At 64.2% G+C, this 15,340-nt stretch carries 13 protein-coding genes and 1 pseudogene; 2 read left to right on the top strand and 12 right to left on the bottom strand.

The window, feature by feature from the left end; translation table 11 throughout:
- Window positions 1-190: 190 nt before the first annotated feature.
- The 7 genes and pseudogenes from AUC69_RS08260 to AUC69_RS08220 all read right to left on the bottom strand — a co-directional run bounded on the left by AUC69_RS08260 (window position 191) and on the right by AUC69_RS08220 (window position 9,882).
- Entirely contained in the window at window positions 191-841 is a 651-nt protein-coding gene (locus AUC69_RS08260; protein ID WP_069441736.1) for a response regulator transcription factor, read from the bottom strand.
- A complete protein-coding gene (locus AUC69_RS08255) occupies window positions 838-2,271 on the bottom strand; it encodes an ATP-binding protein (RefSeq protein ID WP_069441735.1) in 1,434 nt (477 codons plus the stop codon). Before AUC69_RS08255 ends, AUC69_RS08260 begins: the two co-directional genes overlap by 4 nt.
- A gap of 411 nt (window positions 2,272-2,682) precedes the next feature.
- Window positions 2,683-5,847, bottom strand: a complete 3,165-nt coding sequence (locus AUC69_RS08250; RefSeq protein WP_069441734.1) for an efflux RND transporter permease subunit — start codon at window positions 5,845-5,847, stop codon at window positions 2,683-2,685.
- A gap of 277 nt (window positions 5,848-6,124) precedes the next feature.
- Window positions 6,125-6,886: pseudogene (locus AUC69_RS18465) on the bottom strand (efflux RND transporter periplasmic adaptor subunit); the annotation flags it as partial.
- A gap of 332 nt (window positions 6,887-7,218) precedes the next feature.
- Window positions 7,219-7,599, bottom strand: coding sequence for a hypothetical protein (locus AUC69_RS08235; protein ID WP_069441731.1), 381 nt, complete (start codon window positions 7,597-7,599; stop codon window positions 7,219-7,221).
- Between the two features lie 781 nt (window positions 7,600-8,380).
- Complete coding sequence (locus tag AUC69_RS08225; RefSeq protein ID WP_069441729.1) at window positions 8,381-8,632, bottom strand: hypothetical protein; 252 nt, start codon at window positions 8,630-8,632, stop codon at window positions 8,381-8,383.
- Window positions 8,629-9,882, bottom strand: coding sequence for an MFS transporter (locus AUC69_RS08220; RefSeq protein ID WP_069441728.1), 1,254 nt, complete (start codon window positions 9,880-9,882; stop codon window positions 8,629-8,631). The genes AUC69_RS08225 and AUC69_RS08220 overlap by 4 nt, the downstream gene beginning before the upstream one ends.
- A 180-nt stretch (window positions 9,883-10,062) precedes the next feature.
- Here AUC69_RS08220 and AUC69_RS08215 point away from each other — a divergent pair, with 180 nt between their 5' ends.
- Together AUC69_RS08215 and AUC69_RS08210 are read left to right on the top strand one after the other, a co-directional pair.
- Window positions 10,063-10,437, top strand: coding sequence for a hypothetical protein (locus tag AUC69_RS08215; protein WP_069441727.1), 375 nt, complete (start codon window positions 10,063-10,065; stop codon window positions 10,435-10,437).
- A gap of 67 nt (window positions 10,438-10,504) precedes the next feature.
- A complete protein-coding gene (locus AUC69_RS08210) occupies window positions 10,505-13,210 on the top strand; it encodes a bifunctional acetate--CoA ligase family protein/GNAT family N-acetyltransferase (protein ID WP_069441726.1) in 2,706 nt (901 codons plus the stop codon).
- 26 nt (window positions 13,211-13,236) lie between these two features.
- Here the strand turns inward: AUC69_RS08210 and AUC69_RS08205 are convergent, their stop codons facing one another.
- From AUC69_RS08205 to AUC69_RS08190, 5 genes are all read right to left on the bottom strand, one after another.
- Window positions 13,237-13,650, bottom strand: coding sequence for a host attachment protein (locus AUC69_RS08205; protein ID WP_069441725.1), 414 nt, complete (start codon window positions 13,648-13,650; stop codon window positions 13,237-13,239).
- A gap of 11 nt (window positions 13,651-13,661) precedes the next feature.
- Complete coding sequence (locus AUC69_RS08200) at window positions 13,662-14,021, bottom strand: c-type cytochrome (RefSeq protein WP_141700674.1); 360 nt, start codon at window positions 14,019-14,021, stop codon at window positions 13,662-13,664.
- Window positions 14,022-14,135: 114 nt separating this feature from the next.
- Window positions 14,136-14,471, bottom strand: a complete 336-nt coding sequence (locus AUC69_RS17665; RefSeq protein ID WP_083239232.1) for a helix-turn-helix domain-containing protein — start codon at window positions 14,469-14,471, stop codon at window positions 14,136-14,138.
- Window positions 14,468-14,815, bottom strand: a complete 348-nt coding sequence (locus tag AUC69_RS17660; RefSeq protein WP_083239231.1) for a cyclic nucleotide-binding domain-containing protein — start codon at window positions 14,813-14,815, stop codon at window positions 14,468-14,470. The genes AUC69_RS17665 and AUC69_RS17660 overlap by 4 nt, the downstream gene beginning before the upstream one ends.
- Window positions 14,816-14,893: 78 nt before the next feature.
- Window positions 14,894-15,340 (bottom strand): hypothetical protein, encoded by a 447-nt coding sequence (locus AUC69_RS08190; protein WP_069441723.1) that lies wholly within the window; start codon window positions 15,338-15,340, stop codon window positions 14,894-14,896.

Below are 15,340 nucleotides of genomic sequence, written 5' to 3'. Positions count from 1 at the left end.
AGGCTTGAAACCTAACGCAGGAGTTGCTTTTGCTTTTCGCCATTCTGATTGGAAAATGGCATCCAAATCATTGCCGAGTCACGCCCGCGTGTTTGCCAAGCCGCCGACTCGCGGGAGTCAAATCTGCTGGTCACAGCTGGATGATTAAGCAGCGTCGATAGGCCCGCGCCGACGGCACGCATGCGGGAGCCTAGCGCTGGGGCTTGCCGGAGGCGGACGGCAAATGCTGGATGGCGATTCGCATCAACTCCGGCAGCGTGCGGACGCCGAGCTTGGCCTTCAACTGCGTGCAGGTGTTCGCCACCGTCTTGTAGCTCACATGCAGATGCTCGGCGATGACGCCGTAGGGCTTCCCCTCGGCCACGAGCGCCAGCGTCTGTAGCTCGCGCACCGTCATGCGGCGCAGCGGATTGGTGGTGCCACGCGCCTCCATGAAGGCAACTTCCGAGGCGAGGTCGTGACTGAGATAGGGCCGGTTGTCGCGTACCCGTTGGAACGCCTTCTGCACCTCTTCCGGCGGAGTGTCCTTAAGCACGTATCCGGTCGCGCCGACCTCGAGCGCGCGCGAGACGATGACCGGATCGGAATGCATGGTGAAGACCAGGATCGGCGTCTGCTGATCGTGCAGGCGAAGCCGGCGGATGAAGGATAGGCCGCCGAGCGCCCCCGTGCGCATGGCGAGATCGACGATGATCACGTCCGGCTTTTGCGTGCGATAAATGCGAAAGCCGTCGGCGAGGCTTTGCGCCTGCACGATATCTTCTACCCCCACATCCTCCAAAAGCTGACGGCACCCCTGCAAGACAATCGGATGATCGTCGATGACGAGAACCCGGCTCATGACATCTCCCCAACAAGTTCTGGCGCTCGCTTGCGCTCTTTGCGTTCCCTGTGCACCGGTATCTCCACGCGAATGGTGGTTCCCTCGGACGGTGCGCTCTTAACCACACAAGACCCGCCGAGCGAGCGCACGCGCTCGGTCATGGTCGTTAGCCCAAAGCCCTTTGGCGTCGACGGCGCGATTCCCTTGCCGTCGTCGCTGATGGTCAAATGAAGCTCGCCCGAGGCGCTGCCGCCGTTGCCGCCGGTACCTGGCGCCTCGGCCAGATCGACAACGATGTTGGGCGCCTCGCCATGGCGGATGGCGTTGGTGATCGCCTCCTGAATGCAGCGATAGACCGTAAGGTCGACCGGCTCGCCATAGGACTTGGCGAGCTTGCCGATATCGGTGCGAATCTGCGTATCGGGATGACGCCCTTGGAGCCCGGCGGTGAGCTCGGCGATCAACTCGCCGAGCTTGACGCGCCCGAGCGGGCCGGGACGCAGTTTCTTGATGAGCGCCCGATTCATCGCCTTCAACCGTTCGGCGATTGCCAGAATCTCGCCAACGCGCCGGGAGATCTCCACGGTCCGTCCCTCGGGCAACCGGTTGGCGATGGTCTGGATGGACGAAGCGTTGGCGGCAATGCCGAACAGGCACGGCCCTGCCTCGTCGTGCAGCTCGTTGGCGATCTCGCGCCGCTCTTCTTCCTGCACGGTGATGAGCTGGCGATAGAGCCGGCTATTCTCGTCGCGCGCCGTATCAAGCGCGCTCGCCAGCGTGTTGAAACGATTGGTGATGACGCCGAGCTCTTTCACCTTGGACGGCTTCAGGCGCGTCGCGTACTCGCCGTCCTCGAGGCGCAACATGCCCTTGGAAAGATGCGCGAGCGGATCGAGCACGCGGCCGAGCACCACATAGAGAATGGCCAACACCAGCGCATTGAGCGCCAGCCAGACGACGGCGAGCGAAGAGAAATCCTGCCAGGCCTCGGCAATCTCGTCGGCCGGCTCGCCGACAATGATGATCGGGGCGGTTTCGCCGGTCACGACACGCACCGTACGGCCGGCCACTTGCGGGCGCACCAGCGCCGCGAACCAGGTCGGCACGTAGGGCGTGGCGGAGCCGTTCAAGGGCCCTTGCGGCGACACGATGGTAAGATTGCCGGTTTCGTCCATGTACATGATGCGGACGTGGCGGAGATGCTTGAGTTGGAGGGGCAGCTCCTGATCGAGCCGGTCGAGATCGCCTTCCGCGGCGATATCCTTGAGGGTCGCGGCGACGAAGCGCTGCGCCACTTCGAGCGACGCCTCCATCTCCACTTGCGTGGCCGTCCTGGTATTGAAGATCGAGACCGCGCCGGCAACGAGAGCGGCGAGAAGGTTAATCGCTCCTACCGCAACGAGAAGTTGGGTGCGAACCGGGCGGTCATACCAAAGCTTTTGCAGCACGCCTCGAAAGTCTCCACTACGAGAGGTGCCTCACACCATCGGTGGAGGCACAATGCAAGGGCTGTTCCCGTTATGCTTTAACGCGGACCGCCCCTCCGCCTCCCGCTCCATACTCAACTTATTGCAAGCTTTGGCATTGGGAGTCGCCAAAAAATGCAGTGCAGGCCGGAAGTGGCGAAATAGCAATGGCAAGCGTGGAAATAGCGTTGCAAGAAGTTCCCGGTCACTATTGGTAGAACCATCCGCGGACAGGGCTCGTGGCGTCGCTCTGCTTCTTTATAGCGCGGGGCTTTTCGGGACACAGCCGGTTGACCGCGTCATCGAAGGCTTGAGAAGGACTTTGCGCCCGGGGGCTCTGAATCTCTCTGAGCGTCCCCTCACAACGCGCCGCGCCGTCTGGCGGATCCTGGTTCAGTCCGCGCCGCTCGGGTTCAAGCGGCCCGGCTCGGCTCTGCTCTGACCCCCGCGCAGCAACGACGCGCCCTTTACCACCGCGTAGATTGCCGGGATCACGATCAATGTCAGCAAGGTCGACGACACCATGCCGCCGATCATCGGCACGGCGATGCGCTGCATCACCTCCGCGCCGGCGCCGTGGCTCCACATGATCGGCAATAGCCCGGCCATGATGGCCGCCACCGTCATCATCTTGGGGCGCACGCGCTCGACCGCGCCGGCCATGATCGCGGCGTGGAGATCGCCGGGGCCGAAGGAGCGTTTCTCGCGTTTGCATTGCGCCTGCCGCTCTTTCAACGCGCCGTCGAGATAGATCAGCATGATCACGCCAGTCTCCGCGGCGACGCCAGCCAGCGCGATGAAGCCGACAACGACGGCGACCGAGAAGTTGAAGCCGAGCCACCACATCAGCCAGAGACCGCCGACTGCCGCGAAGGGCACCGACAGCATGACGATCAGCACCTCGGTGACGCGCCGGAAATTCAAATAGAGCAGCAGGAAGATGATCAGCAGGGTCAGCGGTACCACGACGGCGAGCCGGTGCTTGGCGCGCTCGAGATATTCGAACTGGCCGCTCCAGGTCACGTAGTAGCCGGGCGGAAAGTCCACTTGGCTCGCCACCGCGTCTTGCGCGTCGGCGACATAGCCGCCGATATCCCGGTCGCGGAAGTCGACGAAGATATAGAGCGCAAGCTGCGCGTCCTCGGTGCGGATCATGGACGGCCCTTGAGCGAGGCTCACCTCGGCGACCTCGCTCAAGGGAACCGTGCCGCCGCTCGGCGTCGGGATCAGCACCTGGCTGGCGATGGCTTGCGGGTCGTTGCGGTAGTCGCGCGGATAGCGGACGGCGACGTTGTACCGCTCCCTCCCCTCCACCGTGGTCGTCACCGCTTCGGCGCCGAGCGCCATGGCGATGACGTTCTGAACGTCGCTGACCATGAGCCCATAGCGGGCGAGTTGCTCGCGGTCCGGATCGATATTGACGTAGTAGCCGCCGGTGGCGCGCTCGGCGTACGCGCTCGTGGTGCCGGGCACGGTGCGGACGGCGGCCTCGATCTCGCGGGCGAGCGTCTCCATCTCGCCGAGATCCTTGCCGAAGACCTTGATGCCGACCGGCGTGCGGATGCCGGTCGACAGCATGTCGATGCGCGCCTTGATGGGCATGGTCCAGGCGTTGGAGACGCCGGGAAACTGCAGCGACTTGTCCATCTCGGCGATCAGCGTGTCGATGGTGGCGCCGTCCCGCCATTCGCTTTCCGGCTTCAGATTGATGACCGTCTCGAACATCTCCATGGGCGCCGGGTCGGTGGCCGTGGAGGCGCGTCCGGCTTTGCCCCAGACCGACTCCACCTCGGGAAAGCTCTTGATGATCTTGTTCTGGGTCTGCATCAGCTCCGCCGCCTTGGTCACGGACAGGCCCGGCAACGTGGTCGGCATATAGAGCAGCGTGCCCTCGTTGAGGTTGGGCATGAACTCGCTGCCGATCTTGGACGCGGGCCACAGGGTCGCGCCGAGCACAACCAGCGCAACCACGATCGTAACGGCCTTGAACTTCAACGCGCACTCGATCGCCGGGCGGTAGATCCAGGTCAGGAAGCGGTTCACCGGATTCTTATGCTCCGGCATGATGCGCCCGCGCACGAAGATCACCATCAGCGCCGGCACCACCAGCACGGAGAGCAGCGCCGCGGCGCCCATAGCGAAGGTCTTGGTATAGGCGAGCGGCCTGAATAGCCGCCCTTCCTGTGCCTCGAGCGCGAAGATCGGCAGGAAAGACACGGTGATGATGAGCAGGCTGAAAAACAACGCCGGCCCGACCTCGACGGCGGCCTCGATGATGGTCTCGGTGCGGGGCTTGCCGGGCGGCGCCCGCTCGAGCCGCTTATGCGCGTTCTCGATCATGACGATGGCGGCGTCGACCATGGCGCCGATGGCGATGGCGATGCCGCCGAGACTCATGATGTTGGATGAGAGCCCGAGCGCCCACATGCAGATATAGGCCATCAGGATGCCGAGCGGCAGCGTGACGATGGCGACGAGGGCGCTCCGCGCATGCATCAGGAAGATCACGCAGACCAGGGCGACGATGAGGCTTTCCTCGATGAGCGTGCGCTTCAAGGTGTCGATGGCGCGATAGATCAGGTCGGAGCGGTCATAGACCGCCTCGATGCTGACGCCCTCGGGGAGACTGGGGGCGATCTCGGCGAGGCGGTCCTTGGTGTGCTGAATGACCGACAGCGCATTCTCGCCGAAGCGCTGGAGCGCGATGCCGGAGACCACTTCCCCCTCGCCGTTCAACTCGGTGATGCCGCGGCGCTCGTCCGGCGCCAGCTCGATCCGAGCGACGTCCTTGAGCAGCACCGGCACGCCGCCCTCGCTCTTGACGACGATCTGCGCGAGATCGTCGAGGCTCGTGATGTAGCCCCGGCCGCGCACCATGTATTCGTGTTCCGAGAGTTCGACCGTGCGGCCACCCACGTCCATGTTGCTGCCGCGGATGACGTCCTTGATCTTGGCGAGCGGGATGCCCAGCGCCTGCAAGCGACGCGGATCCACGATCACGCTGTATTGCTTGACGAAGCCGCCGACGCTCGCCACCTCGGCGACGCCTTGCGCCTTGGAGAGGCCAAAGCGCACATACCAATCCTGAAGCGTGCGGAGTTCGGCGAGATTCTTTTGCGCGCCGCGCAAGACATATTGATAGACCCAGCCGACACCGGTCGCGTCGGGCCCGAGCTCCGGCGTGATACCGGCGGGCAGGTCTTTCGCCGCGGCGCTCAGATACTCAAGCACGCGCGAGCGTGCCCAATAGATGTCGGTGCCGTCGTCGAAGATCACATAGACGAAAGACACGCCGAAGAACGAGAAGCCGCGCACGACGCGCGCCTTCGGCACGGTGAGCATGGCCGTGGTCAACGGATAGGTGACCTGGTCCTCGACCACTTGCGGCGCCTGGCCCGAATACTCGGTGTAGACGATGACCTGGACGTCCGAGAGATCGGGGATGGCGTCGAGCGGCACCTTCGATACCGCGTAGATGCCAATCACGGAGATGAACACCGTGGCCAAGCCGACCAGGAAAAGGTTGCGCGCCGACCAGCGAATGATGCCCGCGATCATTACCGGTCTTCCTGCTGGTTGAAGGCTTGCAACGCGGCCTTGAGATTGCTCTCGGAGTCGATGAGGAACGTGGCCGAGGTGACCACCTCCTCGCCGCTCTCGACGCCGTCGAGCACCTCGACATAGCCGTCGCCGCGGCGGCGAGCTTGACGGCGCGCGGCGCGAAGCGGCCCTCGCCCTTGGCGATGAGAACGACCTGGCGCGTACCGCTGTCGATCACGGCACTGGCCGGTACGGCGGTGACCGGGGCCGCGCCGATGCCGGGATGCAGCACCACATCGGCATACATGCCCGGCTTCATGCGGCCGTCCGGATTGGGCAGCTCGATGCGTACCGACAAGGTGCGCGTCTCCGGCTTCATCATTTCCGGATAAATGAAGGTCACCTCGCCTTCATGCGGCTCGTCGGGAAAAGCACGCAGGGTCACGGTTGCGGGCGTGCCGACCGCGATGTCGCCGATGTCGGACTCGGCGAGCTGGGCGATCACCCAGACGCGCTCGTGGTTGCCGATGCGGAACAGCTCGTCACCCGCCATGACCCGCTGCCCTTCGATGACGTTCTTTTGGATCACATGGCCGGTCGCGGGCGAGGCCCAGTCGATCGTGCGCGGGTTGGTCTCGGTCTTGAGCACCTCGTCGATGCGGGCTTCGGGCACATCGAGATTGCGCAGCCGCTGCATGGCCCCGTCGATGTCGCGGGCCGCGTCGCGGCGCCCCTGCCCGCGCTTGGCGACCAGGAGGTCGACCTGCGCCAATTGGATCTGCGGGCTGTAGAAGCGGAAGAGCGGCTGGCCCTTCTCGACCCGTTGCCCGGTTTTGTTGACGAAGAGATCCTCGATATAGCCGTCGGAGCGGACCGTGACGATCCACAGCCGGGACTCATCGTGCTCCACCAGACCAACACCGCGAACGGTGCTGGCGATAGGCTTGGCCGCGACCTTCTCGGTTCTGACCCCGCTGCGCTGGATCTTGTCGAGGCTGACCTTGACGGTGCCCTCGTCATCGCCGGCTTCGTCGGCGTAGACCGGGATGTAGTCCATACCCATGGAATCCTTCTTCGGCACCTTCGAGGTGTCGGGAAGCCCCATGGGATTGCGGTAGTAAAGGATCTCGCGGCCGTCTTTGGCGGACGACATCTCCTCCGCGGCGGCCGGCGTCGCTATCGGCTCCGGCCGGTGCGCATACCAATAGCTGGCCGCGGCGCCGGCCAAGATGCCGGCGGCCAGAACGGCCACATTGCTCAGACGCTTCATGATCGCGTCTCCGATTCCTCGTTGGCGGACCCCGGCCGGCGAGCGGCAGAGGATCGATGCGTGCATCGTCAGTGCGAGCGATTGCTCACACCGGACGGCACGGCTTCAGTTTTGAGGAGTCAGACGCGTGGAGGTGGCGACGGGGGAATGTAGGCGAGCGATGTGGCGCTGTCGGCGACCCGGATCGCCTTCACCAGCGGCACATGAGCGGTCAGCGTGTTTTGCGCCGTAGCCAGCACCGCGGACAGACCAAAGCACATGCACTTGCCGCAACCGCCGAGCTTGCCGCAATGCCCTTGCCCTTGACCATGGTCGGCATGCGCTTGATGAGACATGACCTGGTCACCAGCCTGGTCCATCTGCATGTGCTTCTCGCAGCCTGCATGGACCGACACGGGCGACGCTTCGGACGCGACGCCTTGCGCGCTCGCTCCCGCCAGCGGGAAGGCGGCGACGGCGAGGGTCACGACGGCGACAATGGCGGTCCGGAGGCGGCTCATGGTGCCTATCAGTATGTGGTCGCGACTCTTAAGGTCAAGTGACAGAGCCGTGAGAGCGCCGGTTTCGGCCGATTTTAGTCGTTCCAGCATGGGACCCGGTGGCGCCCTTGCAAGCCAGCACACATCTCGTTTAGGCTGTATTCTGGTTATAATACAACCTATGAGAGTGTCATGGCAAACACTGAAGGCCCCAAGCTCGTCTACCAGCTCGATTTGGAATTGGCGCAGTCGGAGATCGATCGGATCAAGGAGGTGCTCAGGTTCGCAACCTTGTCAGAACTCGCAAGACTGGACGCTAGCCGCGATCTCAAAGTGACACCCCTTACCGGGAACGAATTAGGCGTGGGTCCCACGATAGGTTGGCTCATCCGTGACTGACAGGGCCGGACGCTCGAGCACGTTGTGTCCGAGTTCAAGCCTAGCGCCAGGCGCCCAGGTCATCGGCGTTGTAACCGGGTCGGGCGTGTTGCTCTATTGCCCGAGCCGGTCTCGGTGGATGCGCGCTTCGCTAATCAAGCGCATGAGGGGCGAAATCCGGCCAGGCGTTTCAGAGTTGCCCGACCTTGCTACTTGTCGAGGTGCGCTCACTGGTCCGACGGCCGATGCGGTGTCGCCACAAAGCTAGCTGGTGTGGATACGCCCGACAAAGCGCCCCTTTATGAGGATTGTGCCATTAGGCCGTCGTGCCGATGGTTTGCTCAGGAGGGATGGCAAGCGTGCCGCGCATGCATCTTCGTGGTCACCGACACCGAGCAGCAAGCTACCGTCTAATGTCAGCATATCATGTGGCCCGTTTGCCGAAGGCGATAATGCCGGCCACCGGCACCACGAAGCCGATGAGCACCGCGACGATGGTGAGCGCGGGCAGATCGGCATAGGCGTCGCGGCCGACCGCGAACCAGAGATTGAGATATTTGGTCTGAAGCTGCGCCGCGACCAGGGCCACGTTCATCAGCGAAGCCATGAGGGCGAACCAGGTGGCGCGATGGCCGGCGGGCGCATTGATGGCCACGAGGGTCAGCGCCGGAATCATGCTGAGCTCGGCGAAGGGCGATTCCGTGGTGGTGTCGATGAGGCGATGGCGCGCGCGCCAAAGCCGAGATGCTCCTGGGTCCACTCATCGAAGCGAAGCGTCAGCGCGATATTGGGTAGCGCCAGCACCGTGCCGATGACAGTGAGCCACAGCAGCACCTTGGCGATGGGCTTGCGGGTGATGACATCGGAGAAGAGCCAGGCGCCAGCCAAGGCCAGCCCGGCGCCGATCTGGGCGAGCGTGCCGTAAAACGCCTCGTCGAAGCCGAGCATGTCGATGGTGAACCAGCGATAGCCTTCGCCGACGCCGGGCGCGGAGCGGAAGAGGAAGATCACGAGCGCCGCGTAGAAGATGCGCTTGCGATGGGCCTCGTCGAGATCCTCGGCGATGCGGTAGAGCATGGCTGCGATCACCGTCAGCGAGATGAGAAACACAAGCTCCTGGCCCAGCGGCAAACCGCCGAGACCGATGGCAAGCACCACCGCGCCGAAGACGAGACCGCCACCGAGAATGCGCCAGTCGATAGGCTTGCGCTCGGCGCCGTCGAGACGGACGAGCATGGCGCCGGTGAGCGAGATGGCGGGAATGGCAAGTCCGAGGAGAAACACGGTCTCGTAGGAATAGATCTGCGCGAGCCAGCCGGAGAGGCCGGAGACCGACAAGATGCCGGACCACAGCGCCAGGCGCCCGAGCACCTGGACGAGACCGAGCTCGCGCTCCAATTCGGCTTTGGGCTTCGGCGTGCCGTCGGGCAGAACGCGCTCGACCACCTCGGTGGTCATAGCGTCGGCGATGACGTCTTGCAGCACCACGCCGACCACGATGAGGAGTTGCGCGGTGACGTAGAGGGCGTTCTTGCCGGCGAAGTCGATCCAACCGCCGGCGGCCCCGGCCATCAGCACCAGCCCCGACGCCACGAGGCTCGCGCCGATCACCACATAGACACGGCGCTGGGAGCCGAGAATCGGCACGGAGTCGGCAAGCTGGCCGAACACCATCTTGATGGTCCAGGGCAGAGTCAGCCAGACGCCGATGGCGGCGAGCTCCGCCGGGGTGAAGCTCAGGGCGTCCTTAACCCAGAAAGCCTCGGCGATGGCCACGAGGCCGAGCGCGCCATAGGCGTAGTAGATCATCAGCAGCGGCAGATAGCGCAGCCGCATGGCGCGGATCGGCGTGATCAACGCGGCCTTAAGCTTACCGAGAAGAGCAGGCGCCTCGGTGGCGCTCGGGCTGGGAGACGCGGACGTCATGGCCGTTGCATAGCAGTCACGCCAATCCGCCGCCTCTTATCCTTTGCATTGACCCCTCGGTGACGCCCCCCTGCCCTATTGCTGGGCAATTGACCTTTCTCAAGGCTGCGGCAAATCGCTTCTGGTCTCCGTTTCGTCATGAAATCTCTAAAGACACTTCTTAATTGAGTGAGGATCATTATGAGCCTTTATAAGATTCGCCTGGAGCTGGCCCGCGACCATGATTTTCCGGATGGCAGCAGCGCGCACGGCTACGAGTTCACCGCGCCGCTTAGCGACGACGGGCATATCGACCACGAAGCGTGGAAGGGCTTGCGCGATCGCTGCCGGGTGCGCCGTTTTTGGGAAGGCGATGACGACGAGGTCGGCCATCTCATTCGCAAGCCCGGCGGTTCATGGGCACTGCATTACGACCTGCTCGGCGATGCCGACGACGATGAGTCCGGCTACCGTTTCGGCGATCATGTGTTCAGGCAGGGCGAGTATGTCTCCATCAAGGAGCATGACGACCAAATGCGTACCTTCAAGGTCGTCATGGTCCAACCCTTGCAATGAGATTTGCAATGAGACTTGAGACTTTGGTCATGACGTCCACTCTAGCCACGAGGTCCGTGCGCACTGCATGACAGTCCGTAATCTCGAACATGTGCTCCGCCCGCGCTCGGTCGTGGTGATCGGCGCGAGCGACGAGCCGGGATCGGTGGGTGCCACGCTCACCGAGAACATCCTGTCGGGCGGCTTTCAGGGCGAGGTCTATCTCGTCAACCCCCATCACGCCGCGGTCGCCGGGCACGAATGCTTCAAGTCGGTGACGTCGCTCCCCGCGGCGCCCGAACTTGCCGTCATTGCCACACCGCCCGACACCGTGCCGCCGATCATCGAGGAGCTCGGCAAGAAGGGCACCCGCGCCGCGGTGGTCATCACCGCCGGCCTCAGCGCTGCCCTCAAGCAGGCCATGCTCGATGCCGCGCGCCCCTATTGCCTGCGCCTTATCGGCCCCAACTGTCTCGGCATCTCCGTGCCGGAGCTGGGCCTGAGCGCCAATTTCGGCCTGAACCATCCGCGGGCCGGCAAGCTCGCGTTTCTGTCGCAGTCCGGCGCGCTGATGACCGGCATTCTCGATTGGGCCGCTGCCCGCGACATCGGCTTTTCCTATGTCGTCTCCATGGGCGACATGACCGATGTCGACGTCGGCGATCTGCTCGACTTTCTCGCCGCCGACGTGTCGACAAGCTCCATCCTGCTTTATCTTGAGACGATCCCCGCGGCGCGCAAGTTCATGTCGGCGGCGCGCTCCGCCGCGCGCGCCAAGCCCGTGATCGTGATCAAGTCCGGCCGCAACGCGGAAGCCGCGCGCGCCGCGGCGACCCATACGGGCGCGCTGGCCGGCAGCGACGCAGCCGTGAGCGCCGCGTTCCGCCGCGCCGGTCTGGTGCGTGTCGAGGAGTTGGAGGAGCTGTTCACCGCCGCCGAAACCCTCTCGACCGTGAAGCCGGTCCAAGGCAACAAGCTGCTGATCGTCACCAATGGGGGCGGCGCGGGCGTGCTGGCGGTGGACGATCTGATGCGCCTCGACGGCAAGCTCGCCCCCCTGAGCGACGGGCTGGTGACGGCGCTGGACGCGGTGCTGCCCGCCAACTGGTCGCGGGCCAATCCCATCGACATTATCGGCGACGCGACCCCGGACCGCTACAAGGCGACCCTCAAGGCGGTGCTCAACGACGTCACGGCCGACGGCATCCTGGTGATGAATTGCCCCACGGCCCTCGCCTCGTCGACCGAGGCGGCGCAAGCGGTGCTCGATGCGGTGCATGAGGCACCCCATCCCAAATCCTTGCCGCCCCTGCTCACCAACTGGCTCGGCGCGGAGGCGGCCGCCGGCGGGCGCAAGAAATTCCACGACGCCGGCATCCCCTCGTATGAATCGCCCAACGACGCGATCAAGGGCTTCTTCTATCTGTGGCAGTACACCAAGGCCCAAGAGGCGTTGATGCGCACGCCGCCCAAGACCACGAGCCACACCAATATCGCCGACGAAGCGGCCCGCGCGATCATGCGCACGGCGGTCAAAGCCGGCCGCACGGTGCTCACCGAGCCGGAAGCCAAGGCGGTGCTGTCGGCCTTCGGCATTCCCACCGTGGCGACGCGCGTGGCGGCCACGCCGGAAGAGGTCGAGACGATCGCGCACGCGCTTCTGCAGCAGGCCGAATCGGTCGTGGTGAAGATCCTCTCCGACGATATCTCCCATAAATCGGACGTGGGCGGCGTCCGCCTCGGCTTGCGGACGCCGGCCGAGGCGCGTCACGCGGCGGAGCGCATGCACTTACGCACCCGCGAGGTCTGCCCGAATGCCAATGTGCAGGGCTTCACGGTGCAGCCGATGGTCATGCGCAAGCAAGCGCACGAACTCCTGATGGGTGTTTACGAGGACCAGTTGTTCGGTCCCATGATCCTGTTCGGCGCGGGCGGCACCGCGACGGAGATCATCCGCGACACCGCCGTGGCGCTGCCGCCGCTCGACACCGTGCTGGCGCGCGAACTCATGGCCCAGACCCGTATCTATAAACTCTTGGAAGGCTATCGCGAGCCGCCGGCGGCCGATCTCGGCGGGGATCGCCGACGCTTGGTGCGCCTGTCCCAGCTCGTGGTGGACTGCCCAGCGGTGAAGGAACTCGACATCAATCCGCTGATCGCCGACGAGACGGGCGTCATCGCTGTCGATGCCCGCATCCGCATCGACCCGAAGGAAGTGGAGAAGGACGGTCCCAATCCGCGCCTCGCCATCCGGCCCTACCCCAACCAATGGGAGCGTTGGACCGAGACGGCCGACGGGGAGCGCATCCTGATCAGGCCGATCCGGCCGGCCGACGAGCATCTCTATGGCGCGTTCGTCGACAAGCTCTCGCCCGAGGATATCCGCTTCCGCTTCCTTGCCCCGCGCAAGGAGTTCTCCCACAAGTTCATCGCGCGGTTCACGCAGATCGACTATGCGCGCGCCATGGCTTTCGTCGCCGTCGACAAGGACGAGACCGAGCTCTATGGCGTCGCGCGGCTGGCGGCCGATCCTGATTACGCGAATGGCGAATATGCCATCATCGTGCGCAGCGACCTGAAGGGCACCGGCATCGGCTGGATCCTGATGCGGCACTTGATCCGCTACGCCGAGCGGGAGGGATTGCAGGAACTGAACGGCGAGGTGCTGGAGCAAAATACGCGCATGCTCGATATGTGCCGGGCGCTCGGCTTCGAAATCCGCGCCGACCCGGAAGACATGTCGCTGCGCAAGGTGAGACTGAGGCTCCCCACCCCGATCCAGGACGCGGCCTAGATCCTAGCGCGGCGCCAAATGCCCGGTCAGATCGTGGTCGGCACCTTGGTCAGGTCTTTCTGGAGGTCGCGCACGACGAGGTCGGCAATCGGCTTGGCCAGGCTCTGCTTAAGCTCGGTGAGAACGCCGGGCGGAGCCACCAGCATCAACTGATCGAAGGCCCCGCGTCCATGCTCGGCGGCAAGCTCGTCGGCGACGAGCTTGACGAAATCCTGCTTGGCCTGCTGCTTGAGATCCTGCCGCGGCTCGACCGCGTGGCGTCCCGTTCCGGCGCGGTCGTGGACCTTGGCCGGACGCTCCGTGCCGAGATCGGCGGCGCGCGCATGGAGATCCGTAGACTCGAAGCTGGCGACGGTGTGGAAAAATCCATTCTCATCGCGCTCGACGAAACGGGCCCGCCCGCCATCGGCGATGGCATACCAAAGTTTGGCTTTCTTCATGGCCTCACCCGCTATTGGGGGTCCTTAAGCGTCATTATATACGCGGCCAGGTCGTTGAGCTCGCTCTTGGTGATCGGTATCACCGGCATGGGGTGCTTGGGGATGACGATCTTGCCCATGATTGCGCCCGCCGTCTGACCTTCCATGTTGGCGATCTCGTGAAAGCTCGGCACGTCGGCGACGGCGTGTTCCTGCTCGCCCGTGACAAGGTGACAGTTCGAGCACAGGCGCTGCGCCAGCTCTTTGCCGCGCTCTGGGTCGGGCAGGCTGGTCACCGGACCGGCGATGCTCGCTCCAGCGCCAAGTAGCGCGAGCCATAGAACCGATAAAGCAATCCGTGCCGCCGCATGTCGTGTGTTGGAAGCAATCATGGGAAATTCGCCCTCAATCCGTTCACGCGCATCTAACCGCCCCCGGCGAGCGCCGTCGAGGCATCCAGCATTCGGCCTTAAGGAGTCCTTATCGGAACTCGCGAGCCACCAACCTCAGGCGGCCATCGCCTTCAGCCTGGTCATGTCGACCAGGTGGACGCGCCGCGCCGATTCGAGCCGGATAATACCGTCCTCTTTCAATTCGGCGAACATCCGCGAGACGGTTTCGAGCGTCAGCCCGAGATAGTCGGCGATGTCGTGGCGGGGCATGGCGAGATCGAGCACGCGCTGGTTGCCGGAGCGCTTGACCATCTCCAAGAGGAAGGCGGCCAAGCGCTCCAAGGCGTTTTTGCGGCCCAGGAGAAGGAGATGATCCTGGGTCTGCCGCAACGTGATCATCGTGCGGTTGAGCAACTCATGCACCAGGCTGCTCGAAGCGGTCGCGCTCAAGAGGCTGTGCACTTGAAGGCGATGACCTTGACGGGAACGATGGCCTCGGCGGAAACGTGGTGGACGTCGTCGATCTCGAAGCCAAACATGTCGCCGGGAAGATGAAAGGCGCTGATCTGGCGGCGGCCGTCGGGGAGCAGTTGGGACACGCGCACGGCGCCCGAAACGAGCTTGTACACATATCCGGCAGTCTCACCCTCGGCGAAAATCTCTGAATTGCGGCCGAAATTCATGGGAACGCTGGCGGGGAGAAAGGCCTCCGGCCCGCCGTTCTCAGCGGGGAGACCGAATGGCGGGTGGCGGGTCGTCTGACGAAGTTCCGCAACAGGCGTCGGCGTCAGCATGGGTGATCCTCCCGGCGATACGTTGACCTAAGTCATTGTTACGCGATGCCGGGGGCCCACAAAATTCGTGACGGGCACCTAAGGGAAACTACGTAGGAGAGATCGAGGGCCTATGGCGGCCGGCGCCGGGATGGCGGGAACCGCCGATGGCCTGGCGGATCGCATCGAACAAGATGCCGCCAAGCAGGGGTTTTTCGACGACTTCGGTGACGCCGGCCGCGCGGCGCGGGCCAAAACCCGCTTGGTGGTATGGGACACCATCAACACCACCGGCACGCCCCGATCGGCGAAGAGTCCCGCCTCCTCGCCATCGACCACGCGCGCGAACACATCCTGGTCGAGCACGAGGCAACTGGCTTTGGTCCGGGGGGCGCTCATGGCCGGAAGGAGCGAGGACTCATCGCAGAAATGCGTCTCGAAGCCCTCAAGCTCCAGCGAGAATCGCAGCGAATCGGCGAGCACGCCGTCGGCGACGGCAATGAATATGGTCTCGGCCTGGACCAAATCGATGTCCCCCACACGCAT

This window comes from Methyloceanibacter superfactus (assembly GCF_001723305.1).
Taxonomy (GTDB): domain Bacteria; phylum Pseudomonadota; class Alphaproteobacteria; order Rhizobiales; family Methyloligellaceae; genus Methyloceanibacter; species Methyloceanibacter superfactus.
This window is presented reverse-complemented; position numbering and strand designations above follow the sequence as displayed.